General features: G+C 74.2%; 20 protein-coding genes. 8 read left to right on the top strand and 12 right to left on the bottom strand.

The window, feature by feature from the left end:
* The gene (gene glmS, locus CGE01nite_RS04415; protein WP_048343747.1) at nucleotides 1–1,857 is read right to left on the bottom strand and encodes a glutamine--fructose-6-phosphate transaminase (isomerizing); all 1,857 of its coding nucleotides are present in this window, start codon (nucleotides 1,855–1,857) and stop codon (nucleotides 1–3) included.
* A gap of 106 nt (nucleotides 1,858–1,963) precedes the next feature.
* On the opposite strand from glmS, the gene coaA reads away from it, so the two are divergent.
* Nucleotides 1,964–2,929 carry a type I pantothenate kinase gene (coaA, locus tag CGE01nite_RS04410; RefSeq protein ID WP_229747362.1) on the top strand — a complete coding sequence of 322 codons (966 nt, stop codon included), beginning with the start codon at nucleotides 1,964–1,966 and terminating at the stop codon, nucleotides 2,927–2,929.
* Between the two features lie 11 nt (nucleotides 2,930–2,940).
* Here coaA and CGE01nite_RS04405 read toward each other — a convergent pair whose 3' ends face one another.
* The 6 genes from CGE01nite_RS04405 to CGE01nite_RS04380 all read right to left on the bottom strand — a co-directional run bounded on the left by CGE01nite_RS04405 (nucleotide 2,941) and on the right by CGE01nite_RS04380 (nucleotide 8,199).
* Complete coding sequence (locus tag CGE01nite_RS04405) at nucleotides 2,941–3,672, bottom strand: DedA family protein (protein ID WP_082156456.1); 732 nt, start codon at nucleotides 3,670–3,672, stop codon at nucleotides 2,941–2,943.
* Between the two features lie 211 nt (nucleotides 3,673–3,883).
* The gene (locus CGE01nite_RS04400; RefSeq protein ID WP_053071729.1) at nucleotides 3,884–4,534 is read right to left on the bottom strand and encodes a peptide deformylase; all 651 of its coding nucleotides are present in this window, start codon (nucleotides 4,532–4,534) and stop codon (nucleotides 3,884–3,886) included.
* The gene (glmM, locus tag CGE01nite_RS04395; protein WP_048343748.1) at nucleotides 4,531–5,877 is read right to left on the bottom strand and encodes a phosphoglucosamine mutase; all 1,347 of its coding nucleotides are present in this window, start codon (nucleotides 5,875–5,877) and stop codon (nucleotides 4,531–4,533) included. The genes CGE01nite_RS04400 and glmM overlap by 4 nt, the downstream gene beginning before the upstream one ends.
* A 166-nt stretch (nucleotides 5,878–6,043) precedes the next feature.
* Complete coding sequence (rpsI, locus tag CGE01nite_RS04390; RefSeq protein ID WP_048343749.1) at nucleotides 6,044–6,529, bottom strand: 30S ribosomal protein S9; 486 nt, start codon at nucleotides 6,527–6,529, stop codon at nucleotides 6,044–6,046.
* A 33-nt stretch (nucleotides 6,530–6,562) separates the two neighbouring features.
* Nucleotides 6,563–7,012 (bottom strand): 50S ribosomal protein L13, encoded by a 450-nt coding sequence (gene rplM, locus CGE01nite_RS04385; protein ID WP_048343750.1) that lies wholly within the window; start codon nucleotides 7,010–7,012, stop codon nucleotides 6,563–6,565.
* 224 nt (nucleotides 7,013–7,236) lie between these two features.
* Complete coding sequence (locus CGE01nite_RS04380; RefSeq protein WP_307722627.1) at nucleotides 7,237–8,199, bottom strand: LysR family transcriptional regulator ArgP; 963 nt, start codon at nucleotides 8,197–8,199, stop codon at nucleotides 7,237–7,239.
* A 71-nt stretch (nucleotides 8,200–8,270) separates the two neighbouring features.
* On the opposite strand from CGE01nite_RS04380, the gene CGE01nite_RS04375 reads away from it, so the two are divergent.
* Nucleotides 8,271–8,867 carry a LysE/ArgO family amino acid transporter gene (locus CGE01nite_RS04375; protein WP_048342768.1) on the top strand — a complete coding sequence of 199 codons (597 nt, stop codon included), beginning with the start codon at nucleotides 8,271–8,273 and terminating at the stop codon, nucleotides 8,865–8,867.
* A gap of 15 nt (nucleotides 8,868–8,882) precedes the next feature.
* On the opposite strand, the gene CGE01nite_RS04370 is transcribed toward CGE01nite_RS04375, so the two are convergent.
* A complete protein-coding gene (locus CGE01nite_RS04370) occupies nucleotides 8,883–10,565 on the bottom strand; it encodes an ABC-F family ATP-binding cassette domain-containing protein (protein ID WP_141369198.1) in 1,683 nt (560 codons plus the stop codon).
* An 86-nt stretch (nucleotides 10,566–10,651) separates the two neighbouring features.
* On the opposite strand from CGE01nite_RS04370, the gene CGE01nite_RS04365 reads away from it, so the two are divergent.
* Nucleotides 10,652–11,086, top strand: a complete 435-nt coding sequence (locus CGE01nite_RS04365) for a DUF5709 domain-containing protein (RefSeq protein ID WP_048342766.1) — start codon at nucleotides 10,652–10,654, stop codon at nucleotides 11,084–11,086.
* Between the two features lie 93 nt (nucleotides 11,087–11,179).
* Complete coding sequence (locus tag CGE01nite_RS04360; protein WP_141369196.1) at nucleotides 11,180–12,037, top strand: CAP domain-containing protein; 858 nt, start codon at nucleotides 11,180–11,182, stop codon at nucleotides 12,035–12,037.
* Between the two features lie 4 nt (nucleotides 12,038–12,041).
* Here CGE01nite_RS04360 and CGE01nite_RS04355 read toward each other — a convergent pair whose 3' ends face one another.
* The 3 genes from CGE01nite_RS04355 to truA all read right to left on the bottom strand — a co-directional run bounded on the left by CGE01nite_RS04355 (nucleotide 12,042) and on the right by truA (nucleotide 16,539).
* Nucleotides 12,042–14,816: a cation-translocating P-type ATPase gene (locus CGE01nite_RS04355; protein WP_141369193.1), complete on the bottom strand. Its 2,775-nt coding sequence runs from the start codon at nucleotides 14,814–14,816 to the stop codon at nucleotides 12,042–12,044.
* 64 nt (nucleotides 14,817–14,880) lie between these two features.
* Entirely contained in the window at nucleotides 14,881–15,582 is a 702-nt protein-coding gene (locus CGE01nite_RS04350; RefSeq protein ID WP_141369192.1) for a DNA alkylation repair protein, read from the bottom strand.
* A 66-nt stretch (nucleotides 15,583–15,648) separates the two neighbouring features.
* Nucleotides 15,649–16,539, bottom strand: a complete 891-nt coding sequence (gene truA / locus CGE01nite_RS04345; RefSeq protein WP_229747361.1) for a tRNA pseudouridine(38-40) synthase TruA — start codon at nucleotides 16,537–16,539, stop codon at nucleotides 15,649–15,651.
* A 43-nt stretch (nucleotides 16,540–16,582) separates the two neighbouring features.
* Between truA and CGE01nite_RS04340 the strand changes: the two genes are divergently transcribed.
* Genes CGE01nite_RS04340 through CGE01nite_RS04330 form a run of 3 tightly spaced genes read left to right on the top strand, consistent with a single transcriptional unit; the run spans nucleotide 16,583 to nucleotide 18,715 of the window.
* On the top strand, nucleotides 16,583–17,347 hold the full coding sequence (locus CGE01nite_RS04340) for an ROK family protein (protein ID WP_048342554.1): 765 nt from the start codon (nucleotides 16,583–16,585) through the stop codon (nucleotides 17,345–17,347).
* Between the two features lie 34 nt (nucleotides 17,348–17,381).
* Nucleotides 17,382–17,981, top strand: a complete 600-nt coding sequence (locus tag CGE01nite_RS04335; protein WP_141369188.1) for a hypothetical protein — start codon at nucleotides 17,382–17,384, stop codon at nucleotides 17,979–17,981.
* Between the two features lie 26 nt (nucleotides 17,982–18,007).
* Entirely contained in the window at nucleotides 18,008–18,715 is a 708-nt protein-coding gene (locus CGE01nite_RS04330; protein ID WP_048342552.1) for a hypothetical protein, read from the top strand.
* Here CGE01nite_RS04330 and CGE01nite_RS04325 read toward each other — a convergent pair.
* A complete protein-coding gene (locus tag CGE01nite_RS04325; protein WP_048342551.1) occupies nucleotides 18,705–19,412 on the bottom strand; it encodes an alpha/beta fold hydrolase in 708 nt (235 codons plus the stop codon). The two genes, CGE01nite_RS04330 and CGE01nite_RS04325, sit on opposite strands and share 11 nt — an antisense overlap.
* Before the next feature lie 174 nt (nucleotides 19,413–19,586).
* Between CGE01nite_RS04325 and CGE01nite_RS04320 the strand changes: the two genes are divergently transcribed.
* Nucleotides 19,587–24,125, top strand: a complete 4,539-nt coding sequence (locus CGE01nite_RS04320) for a putative Ig domain-containing protein (protein ID WP_141369186.1) — start codon at nucleotides 19,587–19,589, stop codon at nucleotides 24,123–24,125.
* The last annotated feature ends 44 nt before the right edge of the window (nucleotides 24,126–24,169 follow it).

Below are 24,169 nucleotides of genomic sequence, written 5' to 3'. Positions count from 1 at the left end.
TCACTCGACCGTGACGGACTTCGCGAGGTTGCGCGGCTGGTCGACGTCGAGACCCTTGGCGGTCGCGAGCTCGCACGCGAAGATCTGCAGCGGGACCACCGCGAGCAGCGGGGCGAGCAGCGTGGGCGCCTGCGGGACGTAGAACACCTCGTCGGCGAACGGGCGCACGGCCTCGTCGCCGTCCTCTGCGATCACCAGCGTGCGCGCACCACGGGCCCGGATCTCCTGGATGTTGGAGACGACCTTCGAGTGCAGCGAGTGCCGGCCGCGCGGGGACGGCACGACGACGAACACCGGCTGGCCGGGCTCGATGAGCGCGATCGGGCCGTGCTTGAGCTCCCCCGCCGCGAAGCCCTCGGCGTGGATGTAGGCGAGCTCCTTGAGCTTGAGCGCACCCTCCATCGCGACCGGGAAGCCCACGTGCCGGCCGAGGAACAGCACCGACTGCGTGTCCGCCATCCAGCGCGCGATCTCGCGCACGCGACCGCCACGGTCGAGCACCTGCTGGATCTTGTCGGGGATCGCGCGCAGCTCGTCGAGGATCGACTTGACCTCGTCGGCGTACATGTTGCCGCGCAGCTGCGCGAGGTACAGGCCCAGCAGGTAGGCGGCCGTGATCTGCGCGAGGAACGCCTTGGTCGAGGCGACCGCGATCTCGGGGCCGGCGTGCGTGTAGAGGACCGCGTCGGACTCGCGCGGGATGGTCGAGCCGTGCGTGTTGACGATCGCGAGGACCTTGGCGCCCTGCTCGCGCGCGTGACGCACGGCCATGAGCGTGTCCATGGTCTCGCCCGACTGCGAGACCGCGACGACGAGCGTGCGCTCGTCGACCACCGGGTCGCGGTAGCGGAACTCGTGCGCGAGCTCGACCTCGACCGGGATCCGGCACCAGTGCTCGATCGCGTACTTCGCGACGTGCCCGGCGTAGGCCGCCGTGCCGCACGCGATGACGACGATCTTGTCGACCGCCCGCAGCAGGGACTCGTCGATGCGGACCTCGTCGAGCACGAGGCGGCCGCTGACGTCGGTCCGGCCCAGCAGGGTGTCCGCGACCGCGTGCGGCTGGTCGTGGATCTCCTTGTCCATGAAGGACGCGAAGCCACCCTTCTCGGCGGCGGCGGCGTCCCAGTCGACCGTGTAGCGACGCGCCTGCGCGGCGTTGCCGTCGAAGTCGGTGACCTCGACCGCGTCGGGCGTGATCGTCACGACCTGGTCCTGGCCGAGCTCGAGCGCCTCGCGCGTGTGCGCGATGAAGGCCGCGACGTCCGAGCCCAGGAAGTTCTCCCCCTCGCCCAGTCCGACGACGAGCGGCGAGTCGTGCCGCGCGCCCACTACGGTGTCGGGGTCGTCGGCGTGCACGGCCAGCAGCGTGAACGTGCCCTCGAGCGTGCGCGCGACGTGCGCCATCGCCTGCGTGAGGTCACCGGTCTTGGCGTAGGCGCGGGCGATGAGCTGCGCCGCGACCTCGGTGTCGGTCTCCGAGACGAACTCGACGCCCTCGGCGAGCAGCTCGGCCTTGAGGACCGCGAAGTTCTCGACGATGCCGTTGTGGATGACCGCGAGCCGGCCCGCGACGTGCGGGTGCGCGTTCAGGTCGGTGGGTCCGCCGTGCGTCGCCCAGCGGGTGTGCCCGATCGCCGCGGTGGCGTCGGGCAGCGGGTGGGCGTCGATCTCCTCGACGAGGTTCGCGAGTTTGCCGGCCTTCTTGGCGGTCGCGAGCTCGTGCGAGGGGCCGACGAGGGCGACGCCCGCCGAGTCGTACCCGCGGTACTCGAGACGACGCAGGCCCTCCAGGACCACGTCGAGCGGGCGGGCGCTGGCGACCGGGCTACCGACGTAGCCGACGATTCCACACATGGCGGCGAGTCTACTGGGCATCCCCGGGGCATCGGCCGCGTACCCGACGACTCGGACGTCGTCCGCGTCACGTGCCAGGGGGCTTGCGTCCGGCACAATCGTCTCTGTGCTCCCGTCGTCGTCGACACCGTCCCTGGCACCCTCCACGCCCTACGTCGACCTCGACCGCGAGGCCTGGCGCCGGCTCTCGGCATCGACCCCGCTGCCCCTGACCGACGCCGACGTCGACCGGCTCGCGGGGATCGGCGACCCGATCGACCTCGCCGAGGTCGACGCGATCTACCGCCCGATCTCGCGCCTGCTCGACCTGTACATCGAGGCGACCCGCGGGCTGCACGCGGCGTCCTCGACGTTCCTGCGCGAGGACATCACCCCCACGCCGTTCGTCATCGGTGTCGCGGGATCGGTCGCGGTGGGCAAGTCCACCACCGCGCGCCTGCTGCGCGAGCTGCTCGCGCGCTGGCCCGCGACCCCGCGCGTGCAGCTCATCACGACCGACGGGTTCCTGTACCCGAACGCCGAGCTCGAGCGGCGCGGCCTCATGCAGCGCAAGGGCTTCCCCGAGTCCTACGACCGGCGCGCGCTGCTGCGCTTCGTCTCCAAGGTCAAGGCGGGCCGGCCCGAGGTCAGCGCACCCGTGTACTCGCACCTCACGTACGACATCGTCCCGGGCGAGCAGATCGTGGTGCGGCGGCCCGACGTGCTGATCGTCGAGGGCCTCAACGTGCTGCAGCCCGCACGGTCGTCCGCCGAGGGGGTGTCGAGCCTCGCGGTGAGCGACTTCTTCGACTTCTCGATCTACGTCGACGCCAAGCCGCGCGACGTGCGGCAGTGGTACGTCGACCGGTTCCTGAGCCTGCGGCAGACCGCGTTCGCGGACCCGGCCTCCTACTTCCACCGGTACGCGTCGCTGTCCGACGAGCAGGCGGTGGAGCGCGCCGAGTCGATCTGGGACTCGATCAACTCGCCCAACCTCGAGCAGAACATCCTGCCGACGCGCAGCCGCGCGACGCTCGTGCTCACCAAGGGCTCCGACCACAGCGTGCAGCGCGTGCGCCTGCGCAAGCTGTAGCCCAGGAGCCGTCAGGCCGGAGGGACCCGCGTCCCGGGGTCACGCTCCTGCGTCGGCGTGACCGCCCCGCTCGTCTCGTCGCCCGTCTCGGCGGTGTCCTGGCCCGTCTCGTCGGCAGCCGTGGCCGGCACGGCCTCCGCCGGCGCGCTGCCGCCCATCCAGCGACGCAGCAGCCAGTCGACGAGGATCCCGATGACCACCCCGCCGATGACGCCGACGACGACGCCCCACAGCGGTGAGTGGTCGCGGAACGCGGCACCCGCGCTCACGCCGATCACGGTCGAGTAGCACGCCCACGTGATCGCGGCGATCCCCGCCAGGAGCGTGAACCGGCGCCGCGGGTAGCGCACCGCGCCGGCGGTCATGTTGACCGCGACGCGGCCGATCGGGATGTAGCGGGCCGCGATGATGAACGACGCCCCGCGCCGCTCGAGGGCGCGCTCCGCCCACGCGAGCGCGGCCTGCGCCTTGCCGGAGCGGAACAGGCGCAGCTCGTGCACCTTCACGCGCGAGCCGATCGTGTAGGCGATCTGGTCCCCCGTGAAGGCGCCCGCCGCGGCGACGGGCACCAGGAGCCACAGCGACGGCTCACCGCCGGGGCCGACTGCGAGCGCGGCCAGCGCGATCACCACGGACTCGCTCGGGATCGGCGGGAAGAACCCGTCGATCGCCGCGAACAGGTACATCGCCAGGTACACCCACGGCGAGCCCGCGAGATCGAGCGCCCACTGCTCCAGACCCATCTCGCTCCGTCCGTCCGAGGCTGTCCGCTGACCACGGGCATCGCCCCGTGGTCCACCGTACGGTGCCACGGACCGCGGCGGCACCCGTGACCACCCTGGTCGACCCCCGGTCATCCGCAGGTCACCCCTGGTTCGACCCCGCGGCACCCGCAGGCAGGACGCGGGGGCCCTGATCAGCCCAACGCGCGGCGCGCGGCGCTGGTTCCGGGGCTCAGGAGGGCAGGACGAACCCGAGCGCGGCCGAAGCGGCCTCAGGCCGCGGCTCGGTCGCCCAGCGCAGGCCCACCTCGTCGGCGGCCGCGAGCGAGCGCAGCTCCGCGCGGTCCAGGTAGAGCGTGCCGCGCAGGTGGTCGGTCTCGTGCTGGACGATCCGCGCGGACCAGCCCGTGACGACCTCGTCGAGCGGCGCACCGGTCTCGTCGGCGCCCGTGAGGCGCACCTGACGGTGCCGCGCGACGACAGCCTGGTACGCGGGCACGGACAGGCAGCCCTCGTAGAACGACGCGAGCGCGTCGCCGACCGGCTCGTAGGAGGGGTTGACCAGGACGCGGAACGGCAGCGGCGCCCGTTCGCGGACCTCCGAGACGCGCTCGTCGGCCACCCCGGCGTCCTCGATCACGGCGAGCGCGAGCGGCAGGCCGACCTGCGGCGCCGCGAGCCCTACACCCGGCGCGGCGCGCATCGTGCGGTGCATCAGCGCGACGAGGGCCGCGAGCTCGTCGTCGGCCAGCTGGCCGTCGTACGGGCGCGCGAGCGCCCGGAGCACGGGGTGCCCCGCACGGACGATCGGCGCCGTGCGCTCGCCCGCGCGCTCGATCAGCCGCAGCACCTCGTCGCGGAGCTGGGCGTCGAGCGTCGTCACAGCGCCAACCGGTCCCGCACGACGTCCGCGAGCTCGCCCGCCACCGCGTCGGCGTCGTCCTGCGTCGCCGCCTCGACCATCACGCGCACGAGCGGCTCGGTGCCGCTGGGGCGCAGGAGCACCCGGCCCGTCCGGCCCAGGCGGGCCTCGGCGGCCGCCACGGCCGCCAGCAGCGCCTCGTCGTCGGTGCGGTTCTTGTCCACACCAGGGACGTTGAGGAGCGTCTGCGGCAGGCGCTGGACGATCGACGCGAGCTCGTGCAGCGGCGTGCTCGTCGCCGCGACGCGCGACGCGAGGTGCAGCGCGGTGAGCACGCCGTCGCCGGTGGTCGCGTGCTTCGACATGATGATGTGGCCCGACTGCTCGCCGCCGAGCGTGTACCCGCCGGCGCGCATCGCCTCGAGCACGTAGCGGTCACCGACCGCGGTGTCGAGCGTCGTGATGCCGACCGCGTCCATCGCGAGGCGCAGGCCGAGGTTGCTCATCACCGTGGCGACGAGCGTGTCGCCCGCGAGCTCGCCCTGGTCGCGCAGCGCGACGGCGAGCACGCCCATGATCTGGTCGCCGTCGACGAGCGTGCCGAAGCTGTCGACCGCGAGGCAGCGGTCCGCGTCGCCGTCGAACGCGACACCGAGGTCCGCACCCGAGGCCACGACGAACGCCTGCAGCTGCTCGGGGTGGGTCGAGCCGCACAGCTCGTTGATGTTGCGGCCGTCGGGCGACGCGTTGATCACGACGACGTCCGCGCCGGCTTCGCGCAGCGCGGCCGGGCCGACCTCGCTCGCGGCTCCGTTGGCGCAGTCCACCGCGATCCGCAGGCCCGTCAGCGGCGTGGCGATGCTCCCGACGAGGTGCTGGACGTACGAGTCGCCCGCGCCGCCGGTGTCGACGCGGATGCGGCCCACGGCGGCGCCGAGGGGACGGTCCCAGTCCTCGCCGATGCGCGCCTCGATGGCGGCCTCGAGGTCGTCGTCGAGCTTGTGCCCGCCGCTCGCGAGGAACTTGATGCCGTTGTCCGGCATCGGGTTGTGCGACGCGGAGAGCACCACGCCGATGTCCACGCCAAGGCTCGCCGTGAGGTACGCGACCGCCGGCGTGGGCAGCACGCCCACGTTGTGCACGTCGACGCCCGCGGAGGCGAGCCCCGCGGAGATCGCCGCGGCGAGGAACTCGCCCGACGCCCGCGAGTCGCGTCCCACGACCGCGCGCGGCCGGTGCCCCTCGAACTCGCCCCGCGAGCCGAGCACGTGTGCCGCAGCGACCGCCAGGTCGAGGGCGAGCTCCGCCGTGACGTCACGGTTCGCGAGCCCGCGCACCCCGTCGGTACCGAACAGCTGACCCATGTCAGACCCCTTCGTCGTCGCGCGTGCAACGTTACTGGCCCGTCGGCCCGGTTCCCGGGCGCGGGGGCGGCCGGTCAGGCCGCGGAGCGGACCGCGCGTCGCGGCCCACAGACGCCGATGGCCCCTCCGGTCGGGTGACCGGCGGGGCCATCGGGCACGCGCTGGATCAGCGCTTGGAGTACTGAGGCGCCTTGCGGGCCTTCTTGAGACCGGCCTTCTTGCGCTCGACCACACGCGCGTCACGCGTGAGGAAGCCCGCCTTCTTGAGCGCCGGGCGGTTGTGCTCGGCGTCGATGGCGTTGAGCGCGCGGGCGATGCCCAGGCGCACCGCGCCGGCCTGGCCGGACGTGCCGCCACCCGTCACGCGGACGACGACGTCGAAACGGCCCTCGACGTCGACGACCTTGAGCGGGGAGCTCACGAGCTGCTGGTGCACCTTGTTCGGGAAGTAGTCCTCGAGGGTGCGGCCGTTGATCTTCCACTCGCCGGTGCCGGGCACCAGGCGAACGCGAGCGATCGCCTCCTTGCGGCGGCCGAGGGCCTGCCCGGGGGCGGTGATGCTCTGGCCCCGACCCGTGGGGGCCGAGGTCTCGGAGGTGTAGCTGGTGGGCGTCTCGCCCTCGAGGTCGATGTCGACCGTCGTCTCTGCCACGTGGGTGTCCTGTCGTCTCTACTCGCGCCGGCCTCAGGCCTGCTGCGCGACCTGGGTGATCTCGAACGGCTTCGGCTGCTGCGCCTGGTGCGGGTGCGCCGCACCGGCGTAGACCTTCAGCTTGCCGAGCTGCTGACGGCCGAGCGTGCTCTTGGGGAGCATGCCGCGAACGGCCTTCTCGATCGCGCGCTCGGGGTGCTTGGCCAGGAGCTCCGTGTACGGGGTGGCGCGCAGGCCGCCCGGGTAGCCGGAGTGGCGGTACGCGAGCTTGTTCTCGCGCTTGTTGCCGGTGAGGGCGACCTTCTCCGCGTTGATGACGATGACGAAGTCACCGCCGTCGACGTGGGGCGCGAAGGTGGCCTTGTGCTTGCCGCGGAGGAGCGTGGCCACGTGGGTGGCCAGTCGGCCCAGGACGACATCGGTCGCGTCGATGACGTACCAGTTCCGCTCGATCTCGCCCGGCTTCGGGGTGTACGTACGCACGGTCGTTGCCTTCGTCTCGTGTTGCCGTGTGGCGACCGGGGCTCGGCGCGCGGGCGCGCAGAACCGGTCGATGCTGTCGGTGGCGCATCCGCGGACCGGAGAGTGGGAACGCACCGGGCCTGACCATCGGTCCGCGTGGTGAGAAGCCACGGGCGCACGACAGGGACGCACAACGACTCAACAGACTACCTGCGCCCCTCGGCGGGGGTCAAAACAGGACTTGGTCACACCGGGCGCAGCGCGGCGGTCGCGGCCCGCACGACCCGCGCGGTGAGGTCGTCCAGCGTCGCCGTGCGCAGCGCCCAGTGCTGCCAGTACAGCGGCACGTCCAGGTAGGGCTCGCGGGCGAGCTCGACGAGCGACCCGTCCGCGACGGGCCGCTCCGCTGCGCCCTGCGGCACCATGCCCCAGCCGAGCCCCGCCAGGAGGAGCTCGACGAACGCGCTGTTCGACGGCACGTGGTGCACCGGCGGCGCGACCTGGCGCCCGGCGAGCCGCGCCGCGAACCGGTGCTGCAGCGCGTCGGTGCGGTTGAACGCGATCACCGGTGCCCGCTCGAGCGCGTGCGCGGTCGGGCCGTCGGCGAACCAGCGCTCGTGCACGTCCGGCGCGGCGACCGCGACGTACCGCATCGCCCCGAGCGAGCGGACCCGGCAGCCCTGCACCGCGTGCTCGTCGGCCGTGACCGCCGCCGTCACGGTGCCGTCGCGCAGCAGCTCGGCGGTGCGGTCCTGGTCCTCGCGGCGCAGGTCCACGACCACGTCGTCGGGCAGGCCGACGAGCGCGGCGGGGAACCAGCTCGACAGGGAGTCGGCGTTGACCGCGATCGCGAGGCGGGTCGCAGACGCGGCGCGAGCACCGTCCTCGCCGGCCGAGCGCCCGCCGAGCTGCGCCGCGGCGTCGTGCTCGAGCAGCGCGAGCTGCCCGGCGAGACGGGCGAGCACGGTTCCAGGCTCGGTCGCCCGGCACGGGCGCGCCCGGACGACGAGCACGCGCCCGGCCTGCTGCTCGAGCGCGCGCACGCGCTGGCTGACGGCGGACGGAGTGACGTGCAGCCGGGCCGCCGCCGCCTCGAAGGTGCCCTCGTCGAGCACCGCCGCGAGCGCACGCAGCTGTGCGCGGTCGAAGTTCATGGCGCGGTCGACGTTCATGGCGCGGTCGACGTTCCTGGCGCGGTCGACGTTCATGAAGTGATGCTAATGGTCCTGCAGAAACCTGAGATGGACTGCACCTGGCGAGCGCCCTTAGCGTCCTGCGGGTGATCCCCTCCCTGGCAGCCGGCTTCCTCGCGTGTCTCGGCCTGATCGTCGCGATCGGCGCGCAGAACGCCTTCGTGCTGCGCCAGGGCATCCGCCGCGAGCACGTCGTCCCGGTCGTCGCGCTGTGCACCGTGGGCGACCTGCTGCTGGTGTTCGCCGGGATCGCGGGGCTCGGCCCGCTCGTCGCCGCCCACCCGACGGCGCTGAGCCTGACCCGGTGGCTCGGCGCGGCGTTCCTCGCGTATCTCGCCGTCGTCGCGCTCCGGCGCGCCCGACACCCGGCGCGGCTCGACCCCGCCGCCGAGGGCCCTGCGTCGCGGCGCGCGGTCGTCGTGACGTGCCTGGCCCTGACGTTCCTCAACCCCCACGTGTACCTCGACACGGTCGTGCTGCTGGGGTCGCTCGCACACCAGCAGAGCGCGGTGTGGGCGTTCGGGGCCGGGGCGGTGCTCGCGAGCGCCACCTGGTTCAGCGCGCTGGGCTTCGGGGCGACGCGCTTGGCGCCCCTGTTCGCACGCCCGCGTGCGTGGCAGGTGCTCGACCTCGTCGTCGCGCTCGTCATGGCCGCGCTCGCCGTGACGCTCGTGGTCGCCTGACCACGAGCGCCACGCTCAGCGCACGCGTGCGACGCGCCCCGCGTCCCACACCGGCTCGGGCGTCTCCCGGACCGAGCCGTCGGCGCCGAAGACCAGGAACCGGTCGAACGTGCGCGTGAACCACCGGTCGTGGGTGACCGCGAGCACGGTGCCCTCGAAGGCCGCGAGGCCGTCCTCGAGCGCCTCGGCCGAGTGCAGGTCCAGGTTGTCGGTCGGCTCGTCGAGCAGCAGGAGCGTCGCCCCGCCCAGCTCGAGCAGCAGGATCTGGAACCTCGCCTGCTGCCCGCCCGAGAGCGTCTCGTAGCGCTGCTCGGCCTGCCCCACGAGCTCGTAGCGGTCCAGCGCGCGGCTCGCCTGCTCGCGGCCGAGCCCCGAGCGGTGCCCGTCCCCGCGGTGCAGCACCTCCAGGAGCGTCTGACCCACCAGGTCGAGGTGCGTGCGGTTCTGCGCGAACCACCCCGGGCGCACGCGCGAGCCGAGCACCACCGAGCCCCTGTGGGCGACGGGCGCCACCACGACGTCGTCCGCGGGCTCGTGCTCGGGCCCCGGGTCGGAGCCGCCGGCAGCGAGCAACCGCAGGAAGTGCGACTTGCCCGAGCCATTCGAGCCGAGCACCGCGACGCGCTCGCCGTAGAAGACCTCGAGGTCGAACGGCCGCATCAGCCCGGTGAGCTCGAGGTCCCGCGCGACGACCGCGCGCTTGGCCGTCCGGCCGCCCCGCAGACGCATCTTCACCGACTGCTCCTGGACGCGCACGGCGGGCGGCCCGGCCTCCTCGAACTTGCGCAGGCGGGTCTGCGCGGCCTGGTAGCGCGAGGCCATGCCGTCGTTGAACGTCGCGCGCTGCTTGAGCGTGAGCACGAGGGCCTTGAGCTTGGCGTGGTCCTCCTCCCAGCGGCGCAGCAGCTCGTCGGCCCGGCTGCGCCGGTCCTCACGCGCCTGGTGGTAGGTGCCGAACCCTCCGCCGTGCACCCACACCGAGGCGCCCGCGGGCGACGGCTCGAGCGTGGCGACGTGCGTGGCGACCTTCGCGAGCAGCTCGCGGTCGTGGCTCACGAGCAGCACGGTCTTCGACGACGCGACGAGCTGGTCCTCGAGCCAGCGCTTGGTCGGCACGTCGAGCGCGTTGTCGGGCTCGTCGAGCAGGAGCACCTCGTCGGGGCCACGCAGGAGCGCCTCGAGGACCAGGCGCTTCTGCTCGCCGCCGGACAGCGTGCGCACCTCGCGGTACTGCGCGCGCTCGAACGGGATGGACAGCACCGCGTCGGTGACCTGGTCCCAGCCCGCCTCGGCCTCGTAGCCGCCCACGTCCGCCCAGTCGACGAGGGCCTGGGCGTAGCGCATCTGCGCCGGCTCGTCGTCGACCTCCATCATCGCGAGCTCGGCGGCGGCCAGCTCGGCCGCGGCGTCGGCCACCGCGCGCGGCGCGAGCGAGGCGAGCAGGTCACGCACGCTGCGCTCGTCGTCGATGCGGCCCACGTCCTGGCGCATGACACCCAGGCCGCCGCTGCGCGCCACCGAGCCGGCGTGCGGCTGCTCGTCGTCCGTGACGATCCGCAGCAGCGTGGACTTGCCGACGCCGTTCGGCCCGATCAGCGCGACGCGCGCACCGTCGGCGACGCGGAACGTCACGTCGTCGAGCAGCGGTCGTCCGTCGGGCAGGACGTACCCGACCCCCATCACGTCCAGGTGGCCCATGCAGGCCAGTGTGCGGCGCGCACGACGAGCGGACCAAGGACTTTGCGGGGGTGGCGACCTGCGTCACTCGGTGACATCGTCGTGACATGAGCGACACGCCCGGCACCAGCTTCGACCCGGCCACGGGTTCCGACGGCGACAGCGACCAGCTCTCGCGCGAGGACACCCTGATCGAACGCGGCGTCGACGACCTGCTCGACGAGGGCTACTCCCCGCCCGAGCGCGACAACCGCTCCCACTACGGCGAGACCCCGTGGGAGGAGAAGCACCGCGAGACGATCGACCAGCGCATCACGCAGGAGGAGCCCGAGGTCTGGGAGGCCCCGCCGCGCGTCACGGGCGACCGCGAGCAGGACCGCGCGGGGCGCCTCACGGCCGACGACGACGCGGTCGAGGCGGGCGGCACCGACGCGTTCGCGCGCGACGAGGGTGTCTCGGGCGGGGCCGCGAGCGCCGAGGAGGCCGCGATGCACCTGGTCGACGAGGTCTACGTCGACCAGAGCTACCGCGACGAGGACTGACGGCGCCTCCCCCGCGCTCAGCCGAGCGGCACCACGCGAACCCGCACGCGGAACCCGTTCCCCCGCAGGTCACGATCCGATAACGTCCGGTTCGTGGCGATTCCCCCGATCGACCCGCGGCGCCGCGACCTGCGCCGCCACCACGCCTGGCGACGCGCCCGCGCGACCCGCCGCCGTCGCCTCGCCGAGGCCGCGGCCACCCTCGCGGTGGTGGTCGTCGCCGTCCTCGGCGTTCCCCTCCTGCTCGCCCCGGGCAGTGGTGCGGGCGGCGGCTCGGGTGCCGAGCAGGTCCGTGCCACGGGGGTGAGCGCCGGTGCGGAGGCGCCCGACCGGCCCGGGGCCGCGGCGGGGTCGCCGCGGCCCGCGAGCAGGTCGACGACGCGCGACGCCGACCCGGCCACACCCCCGGCAGATGCGGATGCGGCACCGTCCCGGTCGGCGGCCCCGTCGTCGGCCAGCGACGGCAGCGCGCCCGGCACCGGCTCGTCGTCCTCGCCTTCGTCCGCCCCCTCGGCGCCACCGGTCAGCCCGACGACCGCCGCCGCACCCGCGCCCTCCCCCGCGCCGCAGGCACCACCCGTGCCCGAGACCGACACCGCGCTCGCCGACGAGATCGTCGCGCTGACGAACGCCGCGCGCCGCGACGCGGGCCTGCCCGAGCTCGCGGTCTCGCCGTGCGCGACCGAGCAGGCGGTGCACCGGGCGAGCGTCCTGGTCGCCGAGGACCGCTTCGAGCACGACCCGCTCGACGAGATCGTCGACGCGTGCGACGTCGGGACCGTCGGGGAGAACCTGGCGCTGGGCTACCCGAGCGCGCGGGCCACCGTCGACGGGTGGCTGGCCTCGCCCGGGCACCGCGCGAACCTCCTGCAGCGCCTGTTCACGTCGATCGGCGTGGGGTGCGTGCCGAGCGACCGCGGCCCGTTGTGCGCCCAGGTGTTCCTCGGCTGATGGCTCACGGGCGCATGACGCGTCGCGTGACCGCCTTGGCACCCTCGACGAGCAGGAAGACGACCACCGCGCCCACGATCGTGATCCCCCAGTCGCGCGGCTCGATCGGCGCGGAGTCGAACCAGTCGTTCATGAACGGCGCGTAGGTGAACACGAGCTGGAGCACGACCAGCGCGCCTGCCGCGATCCACACCAGCCGGTTGCCGACGAGCACGCGCCACGTCAGGCTCGTCGACCCCAGGAACCGGCAGCTGAACAGGTACGCGAGCTGCGCGAACGCGAGCATCGCGACCGCGACGGTCTGCGCGTGCGCGTCGGCGGCGCCGAGCCGGTGCCGCTCCAGCAGGTACACCGCGAGCGTCGCGCCGCCGATGACCACGGACGCGAACAGCACGAGCGCGAGCGACCGGGCCGAGACGACGTGCTCGTCGGGCGAGCGCGGGCGCCGCGTCATGATGTCAGGCTCCGCGGGCTCGCCGGCGAGGGCGAGCGACAGCGTGACCGCGGTGACGAGGTTGATCCACAGGATCTGCACGGGCGACAGCGGCAGCGACAGGCCGAGCAGCACCGCGACGAGGATGACGAGCGACTGCGCGCCGTTCGTCGGCAGCAGGAACGCCACCGACTTGCGGATGTTGTCGTAGATCCGGCGACCCTCCTCGACCGCGCGCTCGATCGTCGCGAAGTTGTCGTCGGCGAGAACGATGTCCGCGGCCTCCTTGGTGGCCTCCGTCCCCTTGATGCCCATCGCGATGCCGATGTCCGCCCGCGTCAGCGCGGGTGCGTCGTTGACGCCGTCCCCCGTCATCGCGACGACCTCGCGGTGCGACTGCAGCGCGCGCACGATCCGGATCTTGTGCTCGGGCGACGTGCGCGCGAACACGTCCACGCCGCGTACCCGGCGCCGCAGCTGCTCGTTGGTCATGGCCTCCAGCTCGGCGCCGGTGAGCACCTCGACCTCGTCGTCGCCGCGAGCCTCGCCCACGTCGACGATCCCCAGCTCACGCGCGATCGCCAGCGCCGTCCCCGGGTGGTCGCCGGTGATCATCTTGACCTTGATGCCCGCGCGGTGGCAGTCCGCGATGGCGGCCACCGCCTCCGGACGCGGCGGGTCGACGATCCCGACGAGCCCGAGGAACTCGAGGCGGCTGCCCACGTCGTCGGCCGCGAGCGCGTCCTCGCCGGGCGCCGGGCGGCGGGCCGCCGCGAGGACCCGCAGCCCCTGCGCGCCGAGCTCGTCGATCGCTGCGTGCCAGCGCGCGGCGTCCAGCGGCGCCGGACCGGCCTGCGTGCGCTGCGTCGTGCACCGCTCGAGGAGCCGGTCGGGCGCGCCGAGCACGTGCACGAACCGGGTGCCGTCGGCGAGCTCGTCGAGCGTCGCGGAGAACTTGGTCGAGGACTCGAACGGCACGACTGCGAGCCGCGTCGCGTCGGCCGTGAGCCCCACCTTGAGCGCGAGCACGACGATCGCGGCCTCGGTCGGCTGGCCGACGATCCCCCACCGGCCGTCGGTCCGGACGACGCGCGCGTCGTTGCACAGCTGTCCGGCGACGACGAGGTCGGCCAGGTCGCCGTGACGCGCGAGGTCGAGCGGCGCGTCCGTCGAGTCGCCCGGAGCGCCGTCCCCGGGCACGGCGTCCTGCCTCTGAGCAGAGCCCTGCACCCGCACGGCGCCGACGGGCTCGTAGCCGAGGCCGTCGACGTCGTAGCGACCGTGCGCGGTGACCACGGTCCGCGCGGTCATCTCGTTGCGGGTCAGCGTCCCGGTCTTGTCCGAGCAGATCGTCGTGACCGAGCCCAACCCTTCGACCGCCGTGAGCTTGCGCGTGATCGCGTTCCGGCGGGCCATCTGCTGCACGCCGAGGGCGAGGGTCACGGTGACGAGCGCGGGCAGGCCCTCGGGAACCGCCGCGACCGCGAACCCGATCGCCGCGGAGACCAGCTCGTCGAGCGCGAAGCTGTGGATCACGCGCCCGATGACGAGCATCGCGCCGGCCATGAGCAGGATCAGCAGGCTGAGCTGCTTGCCGAGCCGCGCGAGCTGGCGGGTCAGCGGGGTGTCGAGGTGGTCCACCCCGGCGACGAGCTCCTGGATCCGCCCGATCTGCGTGGCCGGGCCCGTCGCGACCACGACACCGGTCCCTCGCCCCGCGGTGACGATCGTGCCGGAGAACAGCATCGAGCTGCGGTCACCCACACCCGCGTCGGCGCCCACCGCCGCGACCTCCTTGACCGCGGGGACGGACTCCCCCGTGAGCGCGGCCTCCTCGACCTGCAACGTGGTCGAGTCGAGGAGCCGGACGTCCGCCGGCACCCGGTCGCCCGAGCGGACGCGCACGACGTCCCCCGGCACGAGGTCGTCCGCGGGCACCGAGCGCCACTCGCCGTCACGCCGCGCATCGGCCTCGAGCGAGAGCATCGTCGCGATGCCCGCGAGCGCCTTGTCCGCGCGCCCCTCCTGGACGAACCCCACGACCGCGTTCGCGACCGCGACGACGAGGATGACCGTGAAGTCGACCCAGTCGCCGAGGATCGCCTTGAGCACCGCGGCCGCGAGCAGGATGTAGATGAGGACGTCGTCGAAGTGACCGAGGAACCGCAGCACCACGTTCGGGCGCGGCGCCTCGGGGAGCCGGTTGGGCCCGACCTGCGCGAGCCGGCGCCTCGCCTCGTCGTCGGCCAGCCCGTCGGACGTCGAGGCGAGCGCGGCGAGGACCTCCTCGGGCGGCTCGGCGTGCGCGAGCAGCGCGGCGCCGACCTCGGGCGGGGCGACGGTCATGGCACGGCCTCCTTCGCTCGGGATCAGCCTCCCGCACCACCCGGCCGGGCGCGCGGCACGCGCGTCAGGAACGTGCGGAGGGGGCCGGTGCCAGCGCCTGGCGGCGCACCATCTCGCCGATCCAGACCGGCGCGAACGGCGACGTGCACCCCGCAGGGGTCGGGTAGTCCTTGAGCACCTCGAGACGCTCACCGATGTCGATCGCCCGGGCGCGCAGCTCCGGGTGGTGGATGCCGATCGTCGCGAGGCACTCGTTCATCGCCCACTGCAGACGCTCGGGCGCGTCACGCATGTCGGCCTCGATGCGGTCGAGCAGCCCGGTCAGGTCGAGTCCGTCCGGGGCCCGGGCGACGCGGTCGCTCGTCAGGGCCCACCCCGCGCTCGCCACGACCGGGTCGGGGTCGTCGAACCACAGCACGCGCAGCTCCTCGACGTGCGGGCTCTTGCGCACGACGTAGCTCAGCAGCCACCCGTGCACCTTGGGCACGCGCGCGTCGCGGAGCATGGCGTCGAGCTCGTCGGCGCGGTACGCCCTCGGTCGGCTGATGAGGATCGCGACGAGGCGCGCGGCGGTGTCACCGGTCGTCCACAGGCGGCCCGCGAGGTCCTGGTCGGTCTTCAGCCGCTTCGCCACGGCGCGCAGCCGGGTGAGGTTCACGCCGTGGTCGTCGCCGTGGCGCTCGTTGACCGCGCGGATCTTCGGGTCCTCGAGCGCGGCGAGCTCGGCGAGCACGTCCGCGACGGCGGCCTGCGTCTGCGTCACCATGCCTTCGCCCTTCACTTCGTCGTCCGTTCGTCGTCGTCCATCGTCTCCCGGACGCGCGAGAGCCTCTCAGCAGCACCCGTCGGCGCGCGTCACCTCGTGCTCGCCGCGCCGGGCGCGCGTGCGGTCGGCGCGTGCGGCGAGCGCGTCGTCGGGCGGGTACTCGACGTGCTCGAGCGTGAGCCCGTGCGCCGCCACGACGTGCGCGGCCGCGTCGCGACGACGCGCCGCGAGCAGGTCGCCCGGCCAGGTCACCGGCCTGCGGCCCTCGCCCACTGCGAGGCTCGCACCGACCAGCGAGCGGACCATCGAGTGGCAGAACGCGTCGGCCTGCACGGTCGCGACGACGAGCCCGGCATCCGGCCCGTCGGCCGGACGGGACCACGCGAAGCGCTCGAGCGTGCGGATCGTCGTGGCGTCCGGACGCGGCTTGCAGTACGCCGCGAAGTCGTGCAGCCCGACGAGCGCGTCCGCGGCCTCTTGCATCGCGTCGACGTCGAGCAAGCGTGCGTGCCACAGGACGTGCGAGCGGGTCAGCGGGTCGCGCGCGGCGGCCGTGTCGCACACCCGGTAGGCGTAGCGGCGGCGCAGCGCCGAGAAGCGCGCGTCGAAGCCGACCGGCGCGAGGCTCGCACGGTGCACGACGAGGTCGGCGGGCAGCACGCCCGCGAGCCGGGTGGTCAGCGCGTCGAGCGGGTCGCGCTCGCTGCGCCCTCGAGCGGCCGCGAGCGCGTCGTCGTCGACGTCGACGTGCGCGACCTGCCCCCGGGCGTGCACCCCCGCGTCGGTGCGGCCGGCGACGACGAGGCGCGGCGCCGCCAGGCCGCGCGGTCCGGTGCGCAGGATCGTCGCGAGCGCGTCCTCGAGGGCCCCCTGCACCGTGCGCAGCGCGGGCTGGCGCGCCCACCCGGCGAAGTCGGTGCCGTCGTACGCGAGGTCGAGGCGCAGGCGGACGGTCACGCCCGCCACGGTACCGGGCGCCCGCGCGCACTAGCGTGGGCCCGTGCCCGGTCAGGACCCGTACACGCTCGCCGTCGACTGCGGTGGCGGCGGCATCAAGGCGTCGGTGCTCGACGCCGCCGGCACGCTGCACGCGCCCGCGCTGCGGGTGCCCACGCCCTACCCCCTGCCCCCGCAGCGTCTCGTGGAGACGATCGCGGCGATCGCCGCGGACCTCCCGCCGGCCGACCGGGTGACCGTCGGCATGCCGGGCATGATCCGGCACGGCGTGGTCGTCGCGACGCCGCACTACGTGACCCGCAGCGGCCCGCGCTCGAGCGTCGACCCCGCGCTCGTCGTCGCGTGGTCCGGGTGCGACGTACGGGCGGCGCTCGAGTCGCGGCTCGGCCTGCCGACGATCGTGCTGAACGACGCGGAGGTGCACGGCGCCGGTGTGGTCTCCGGGACCGGGCTGGAGCTCGTGCTGACCCTCGGCACCGGCCTGGGGTCCGCACTCTTCGACGGCGGGCGCCTCGCCCCGCACCTGGAGCTGTCCCACGCACCCGTGCGGCGCGGTGTCACGTACGACGAGTACATCGGCCAGCCCGAGCGCCGACGCCTCGGCAACGCGCTGTGGGCGCGGCGCGTGCAGCGCGTCGTCGAGGGGTTCCGGCCCGTCTTCCACTGGGACCGGGTGTACCTCGGTGGCGGCAACGCGCGGCACGTCACGCCGAACGTGCTGGACCGGCTCGGCGACGAGGTCGTCGTGGTGCCGAACCAGGCCGGGATCGTCGGCGGCGTGCGCGCCTGGACCCTCACCGCGGGCTGATCGTCAGGCCCACGGATGGGTAGGGTCGGACATCATGGCGACTGATCCCCCCGCGCCCGCGGACGACGAGGCCGCGGTCGCCGACGACGCCGCACCCGAGCCCACCGAGGTGGTCGTCGTGCTGCGCGACGGTGTGCCCGCGCTCGTCGAACCGGCCGGCGCGCACGTCCCCACCGACGACGATCTCGCCGCGCTGCGTGCCCTGCCGGCGCGCGAGCACCAGGTCGCCAGCCACGCGATGCACGCTTTCTCGGGCGACGACCGCACCGCGAGCCTGGTCCTGGTCCTCGAGGACGTCCTGGCGGGTGTCGGCGTGGACGACCTGACCCACGGCACGCTCGTGGCGCTGCCGGACCCCCGGGCCCTGCTCGTGCACGTCGTGCGCGACGAGCAGGTCCTGCGCGCCGCGCACCTCATGGCCACGGTCGCCCGGATGCGGTCCTCGGAGGCCGGGGCCATCAGCGCGGACGTGTACTTCCGCGACGTCGACGGCGGGTTGCAGCGCATCACCGAGCACGCGGACGACGAGGTGCAGGTGCGCATCGAGGGACGGTTCGCGGACACGCTCGCCGGGCTGGGGCTCGTCGACCGCAGCCGGCGCGCGCGCCGGGCGGCACGCCGACGCCGGGGCTGAGCCGGGCACACGTTACGGTCCTCGCCATGGCCTGGTTCACGCGTCGACCCGACGAGCCCGAGCAGTCCCCGCGCGCGAGCGCGCAGCGCGCCGACGACCCGTCGGTCCTCGATGACGCGGCGCCTGTGGCCCCGGCCGACGAGCTCGGGCGTCGGCTGGTGGCGCGCATCGTGGCCGAGTCCGAGCTCCCCGTCGTCGACCCCGACGCCGGACCGTCGCTGGGTGCGGGGCTGTGCGTGCGCGCCGCGATCGACACCCCGGACACCGTCGACATCCTGCTCACCACCCGCCTCGGCGGGTGGGCCGCGCTCGGCGACGCCGCGCTCGCCGGGCTGCGCCGCCTGCCCGCTCCCGCGCACCAGCGCGTCGAGCACGAGGTCCACGTGTTCGAGAGCGAGGACCACTTCGGCGCCTCGCGCCTCCTGCTGCACGACGAGCTGCTCGCGTCGGTCGGCCTGACCGACCGACCTTTCGGCACGCTCGTCGCCCTGCCGACGCGCTCGAGCCTCCTGGTGCACGTGCTGCACGACGCGACCGTGGTGCACGCGCTGCACCTCATGTCACGCGTCGCGCGCGCGGGCCAGGACATGCCAGGACCGCTGAGCCCGCACGTGTACTACCGGGCCGAGAGCGGTGCGCTCCAGCAGATCACGCGCTACGAGGGCGACCAGCTCCAGGTGCACGTCGACGGGGCGTTCGCGAGCGCGATGCACGACGCCAAGCTCACGGACTGACGCTCACCTCGGCGGACGCCTCGAGCAGCACGCGCGTGAACCGGACCGGCGCGACCACGCTGACCAGGTGCGTCGCCCCCGGCACGACGACCAGCCGACCGTCGCGGCATGCCGCGAGGAACTGCTGCTCGTCGCCCCGGAAGTGGTCCCAGCGCCCGTTGACGAGCCACACGGGCGCCCGGACGTGGGCGAGCGCGGCCACCGGGTCGAACGCACCGACCTCACGCAGCACGTCGCCCATGACCTCGAGCGCGAACCCACCCGCGCCCAGGTCGGAGGTCGCCTGCTCGCCGACGAAGGTGCGCGCGAACCGCTCGTTCAGGCCCGCGCCCGCGTCGGGCAGCCGGCCGATGCCCCGGGCGACCGTCGCCCACCCTGCGACCAGCACACGCCGGGGACGCGTGCAGCACCCCGCCGCGACGAGCCCGGCGACCTGCTCGGGGTGGCGCGCGGCGTGCGCGATCGAGACGTATCCGCCGAGGGAGAGCCCGGCGACGAGCGCCCGTCCGCCCAGCGCGTCGACCGCGCGCGCGACGGTCGCGACCGCCTCGTCCAGCGTGAACTGCTCGTCCGCGCGCGTGCCGTGACCCGGCAGGTCCACCGCGACGGTCGCGAGGCCCGCCCGCGCGAGCGCCTCGACCTGAGGGCGCCACATCGTGCGCGACGTGCGGACCCCGTGCACCAGGACGACCCCCATCGTCGGACCGTACCGCGACCTGCGGGGCGCTCGGTCACCCGTTCGGCCCAGGAGCAACCCCCGCGATTACGACATGGGCGATCCGCGGCGTTTCCCCTCGGGACCTTGGTCCGTAGCGTCGTGGCGACGCTCGGTGGCCGCCGCCGCCGGAGCACACCCGTCCGCGAGGAACCCATGCGCATCCCTGCCCCCCTTCGCCGTGCCACCGCGACGTTCGCCACCGCCACGCTCGCCCTCGTGACGCTCGTCGCGGGACTCGCCGCACCCGCCACCGCGGAGGACATCGGCTTCAGCGTCGACGACTTCGCCGGCAACGCGATGGGCACGCGGACCCTGGTCGCAGGGAACAACACGTGCAGCCCGTCGGGGAACAACGCCCTGACCATGGGCACCGGGACGATGAAGGTCGACGCACGCGTCCCGGACGCGCTCGGCTGCAACTACGCGAACGCACAGGTCACCTGGACCGCGGACTCGGTGGTGAACCTCGAGCAGGCAGGTGCCGACCGCCTGCAGCTCAAGTACCGCGACGTGACGCCGAACCAGCCGTCGGCGGTGACGTTCGGCGTCAGCGCCGAGGACGTCAACGGCAAGGTCGCGAGCGTCGGCGGGCTCACGCGCAACGGCGGCGCGGCGGGCGACTGGCTCACCATCCGCTACACGCCCGCCTACGTGGGCGACGTCGCGGTCTTCACGTTCCCGTCGGGCTTCGACCGCAGCCGGGTCAAGAAGGTCACCCTGTTCGTCTCGGCGACGACGACCAACCAGAACGTCTCGGTGACGTTCGAGGGCATCGGGGCGAACGTCGGCGAGCCCACGTACGTGGCACCCGCGTTCGCCAGCACGAGCCCGCTCGTCTTCCCCCCGTCGACCACCACGACGCGGACCGTGGCCGTCACCGGCAACCCCGCGCCCGACGTCACGATGACCTCCGGGAAGCCGTCCTGGATGAACGTCTCGACCAGCAAGTCGGGTACGACGACGACCGTCACGCTCACCGGCAACCCCGGGACCTCCTACGCGGACACCTCGGTCACGCTGCACGCCGACGTGGCCAACGCGCTGACGGCGGACGCGACCATCCCCGTCGTCGTCCCGTCGCCCGTCTCGGTGACCTACTCGGCCCTGGACGCGACCGTCGGCGTCGCCGGTCCCACGACCCTCGGGACCGTGACCTCGACCCCCGGGTCGACGATCCTCGGCCCGACCACCGGGCTGCCCGCCGGCACGGGCCTGGCGTTGGTCGGCTCCGACGTCCAGCTGACCGGCACGCCCACCGCCACGGGCACGTTCGCAGTCGCGACGACGGTGGGGAACGAGTACCGCACGGCCTCGTTCAGCAGGTCGGTCGTGGTGGGCCAGCAGCCGACCGTGGTCACGGCCGCGAACGAGCGGCACGACGTCATCCTGGGCGAGCCGGTCTCGATCCCGATCACGACGACCGGATACCCGGCACCGCAGGTCGACGTCACCGGACTGCCCGCCGGGCTGAGCTACTCCGACGGCGCCATCACCGGCACGCCCACCCTGCAGGGCGCGAGGATCGTGACGGTCACCGCGACCAACGCGTGGGGCACGGGAACGGGGACCCTGGACCTGGTCGTCGGCCCGCGGCCCACGGTGACCGCCCCCACGACGACCCTCGTGACGGCGGGTTCGGCGACGTCGCTGCCCGTGCCGCTGACGGGCGACCCCTTCGAGGTGACAGCCACCGGCCTGCCCGCGGGCCTGTCGGCGGTCCTGACCGGCTCGACCGCAGCGATCACCGGGACGCCGGCACGCCCGACGAGCGCCGCCCAGGCCACCGGCACCGCGACGATCTCGGCGGACAACGGCTTCGCGACCGCCACCACCACCTGGGCATGGACCGTGCAGGCCGCCCCGCAGGTGACCGGGCCGGCGGCGGTGTCGACGACTCTGGGCTCCGCACTCACCGGCGCGACGTTGGTCGCGACCGGCTACCCGAGCCCGACGCTCACCACCACCGTCCTCGGCGGAGCGTCGCTGCCGCCGGGCCTCTCGCTCGACACGAGCACGCCCGGCCAGGTGAAGGTCGTCGGGACCCCCACCGCCACCACCGCGAGCGGCGCCGTGGTCGTCCGGGTGACCGCGGACAACGGTGTCGGCGGGGCCGTCGCGCGGGACCTCACGATCGACGTGCTGCAGGGCCCGTCCTTCGCCGACGCGTCGCCCGAGCTCACGCTGCGGGCCGGGACGACCGACTCCCTGGCGCTGGCATGGAGCGGGCACGAGCGTCCGACGCTCGCGCTCGGCTCGGCGCTCCCCGGCTGGCTGACGTTCACCGCCGCGACGGGCACGTTCACCGCGGCCCCGGGTGCGGCCGTCTCGGGCTCGTTCGGCCCGTTCGCCGTCACGGCGACGAACGCGGCGGGCACGGCGACCGCGAACGTGACCGTCGTCGTGACCGCCCCGGCGGCCCTCACCGCGAGCGTCACCGACGTCCCCGTCCGGCGCGGCACCGCGGTGGGCACGGTCGACGTCGGGCTCGTCACCGGCTACCCCGCCCCGACCGTGAGCGCGACGGGCCTGCCGAGCGGGCTCGGCGTGGTCGTCTCGGGCGGTCGTGTGCTGCTGTCCGGCACGACGAACGCCACCGGTGGGCGCCACGACGTCACCGTGACCGCGACCAACGGGGTGGGGACGGCAGCGACCCTGTCGTTCACCGTCGTCGTCCAGGTGCCCGCCACGCTCAGCGCACCGCCCACCGTCACCCTCCCGGTGGACACCGCTGCCGTGCTGCCGATCACCCTCGGCGGCTACCCGGCGCCCACGCTCTCGACGACCGCGCTGCCCGCAGGGCTCACGCTGTCCGGCGGGATCGTCTCGGGCACCCCGACGTCTCCGGGCACCTACACCGTGACGCTGTCGGCCTCCAACGGCGTCGACACGGACCCGACGCCGGTGCCGGTGACCATCGAGGTCACATCGGTCCCGACCTTCGCGTCCCCGCCGTCCGCCACGACCCTGCGGCTCGGGACCGCGGTCGACCGTGCGGCCTTCACGCTCGCCGGGCACCCGACGCCCGTGGCGGACGCGGACGGGCTTCCCGCCGGCCTCGCGATCGAGCAGACGGGCGCCGCCGTGCGGCTCGTCGGCACCCCGACCCAGGCCGGCACGTTCGACGTCGAGGTCACGCTGACGAGCGCCACCGGGACGACGGACGCCGGCTGGACCGTCGTCGTGCAGGAGCCCGCGGGCGTCTCGGCGGCGGCGTCCGCCACGCTCGTGCTCGGTGCGCCGATGACGCTGATCCCGCTCACCGTCACGGGCTACCCCGCCCCCGCGCTCACGGTCACGGGTCTGCCCGCGGGGGTCACGCTCGTCGAGGACGGCGACGGCGCTCGCCTCGCAGGGACGCCGACGCGAGACGGCCGGTTCACGGCCGTCGTCACGGCGGGCAACGGGGTCGGCGACGAGTCGAGCACCAGCATCGTGCTCGACGTCGAGTCGGCACCCTCGGCGGGCGACGACGTCGCCGCGAGGTTCCCGGCAGGCACGGCCTCGACGCTCACGCTCGAGCCGACCGGCCACCCCGCGCCGACGCTCACCACGTCGCCGCTGCCGGCGTGGCTGACGTTCGACGCCGCATCCGCGACGTTCTCAGGCACGCCGTCGGAGGCGGACCAGGGCGAGCACGAGGTCGTCGTCACGGCGACGAACGTGCGCGGCACCGCGACGGCCACGGTGACCCTCACGGTCCCCGCTCCCCCGACGACGACGCTGAGCGGCGGGACCACCGTCGTGCGCGCCGCCACCGCGGTCGACGTCGCCCTCACCCCGGTGCTCGGGCACCCCGAGCCCACCGCGACCGCGACCGGCCTGCCCGCCGGCCTGTCCGTCTCCGTGAGCGGCGGCGAGCTGCGACTGACCGGCACCACGTCCGCGCTCGGCACGCACGACGTGCAGGTCACGCTCGACAACGCGGTGGGCACCGCGCTCACCGTGCCGTGGACGGTCGTCGTCCAGGCGCCGCCGTCGATCACGGCACCCGGCCAGGTCGACGTCGTCGTGGGAGAGCCGCTCACCGCCACGGTCGCCTCGCTCGGGTACCCGGCCCCGACCGTCACGGCCAGCGGCCTGCCGGCCGGCGTCACGTTCGTGCCGACCTCGTCGGGTGGCCGTCTCACGGGCACGCCCACGACCGCGGGGACCTCCACGGTGACGTTCCGGGCCACGAACGGTGTCGGCGACGACGCCACGGCGACCACGACGCTCGTCGTGGCCCCGGCGCCGGTCCCCGAGGTCGAGGTCTCCACGCCGCGCATCGCCCCCGGCGGCGCTCTCGAGGTCCGGGTGTCCGGGCTCGAGCCCCACGAGCAGGCACGCATCGAGCTGCACTCGACGCCGGTGCTGCTCGCCGAGGTGCGTGCGGATGCCGACGGCGCGCTCGTCGTCGACGTGACGGTGCCCGCCTCGACCCCCGCGGGCACCCACCACATCGTCGTCATGACGGCCTCGGGCGAGCGCGCCCGGGTCGCCGTCGAGGTCCGAGCAGCGGTGCCGACACCGGACCCCTCGGCCTCGCCGGACCCCTCGGCGACGCCGCGGCCGACGCCCACCTCGGGCGGCCGGGACGACCAGGACGACGAGCTCGCGACGACCGGTGCCACCGCCGGACCGCTCGTGGCGCTCGCGCTGCTGAGCCTCGCGCTCGGTGCGACGGCGCTGACGGCCCGTCGCCGCCGCAGCTGAGCACCGGTACGACCAGCTGAGCCCGGCCGGCGACTCCGTGACGG

This window comes from Cellulomonas gelida, from assembly GCF_006538725.1.
GTDB classification, from domain to species: domain Bacteria; phylum Actinomycetota; class Actinomycetes; order Actinomycetales; family Cellulomonadaceae; genus Cellulomonas; species Cellulomonas gelida.
The sequence above is the reverse complement of the archived record's forward strand: the minus strand, read 5'-3'. Positions and strand labels throughout refer to the sequence as shown.

Coding starts and splice junctions, on each gene's coding strand:
- CGE01nite_RS04325 (WP_048342551.1), bottom strand. CDS start 19,412: ATGGGGGTCGTCCTGGTGCACGGGGTCCGCACGTCGCGCACGATGTGG.
- glmM (WP_048343748.1), bottom strand. CDS start 5,877: ATGGGTCAGCTGTTCGGTACCGACGGGGTGCGCGGGCTCGCGAACCGT.
- CGE01nite_RS04335 (WP_141369188.1), top strand. CDS start 17,382: ATGGCGACTGATCCCCCCGCGCCCGCGGACGACGAGGCCGCGGTCGCC.
- CGE01nite_RS04370 (WP_141369198.1), bottom strand. CDS start 10,565: ATGGGCCACCTGGACGTGATGGGGGTCGGGTACGTCCTGCCCGACGGA.
- CGE01nite_RS04405 (WP_082156456.1), bottom strand. CDS start 3,672: ATGGGTCTGGAGCAGTGGGCGCTCGATCTCGCGGGCTCGCCGTGGGTG.
- CGE01nite_RS04320 (WP_141369186.1), top strand. CDS start 19,587: ATGCGCATCCCTGCCCCCCTTCGCCGTGCCACCGCGACGTTCGCCACC.
- CGE01nite_RS04350 (WP_141369192.1), bottom strand. CDS start 15,582: ATGGTGACGCAGACGCAGGCCGCCGTCGCGGACGTGCTCGCCGAGCTC.
- glmS (WP_048343747.1), bottom strand. CDS start 1,857: ATGTGTGGAATCGTCGGCTACGTCGGTAGCCCGGTCGCCAGCGCCCGC.
- CGE01nite_RS04355 (WP_141369193.1), bottom strand. CDS start 14,816: ATGACCGTCGCCCCGCCCGAGGTCGGCGCCGCGCTGCTCGCGCACGCC.
- CGE01nite_RS04330 (WP_048342552.1), top strand. CDS start 18,008: ATGGCCTGGTTCACGCGTCGACCCGACGAGCCCGAGCAGTCCCCGCGC.
- CGE01nite_RS04365 (WP_048342766.1), top strand. CDS start 10,652: ATGAGCGACACGCCCGGCACCAGCTTCGACCCGGCCACGGGTTCCGAC.
- CGE01nite_RS04380 (WP_307722627.1), bottom strand. CDS start 8,199: ATGAACGTCGACCGCGCCAGGAACGTCGACCGCGCCATGAACGTCGAC.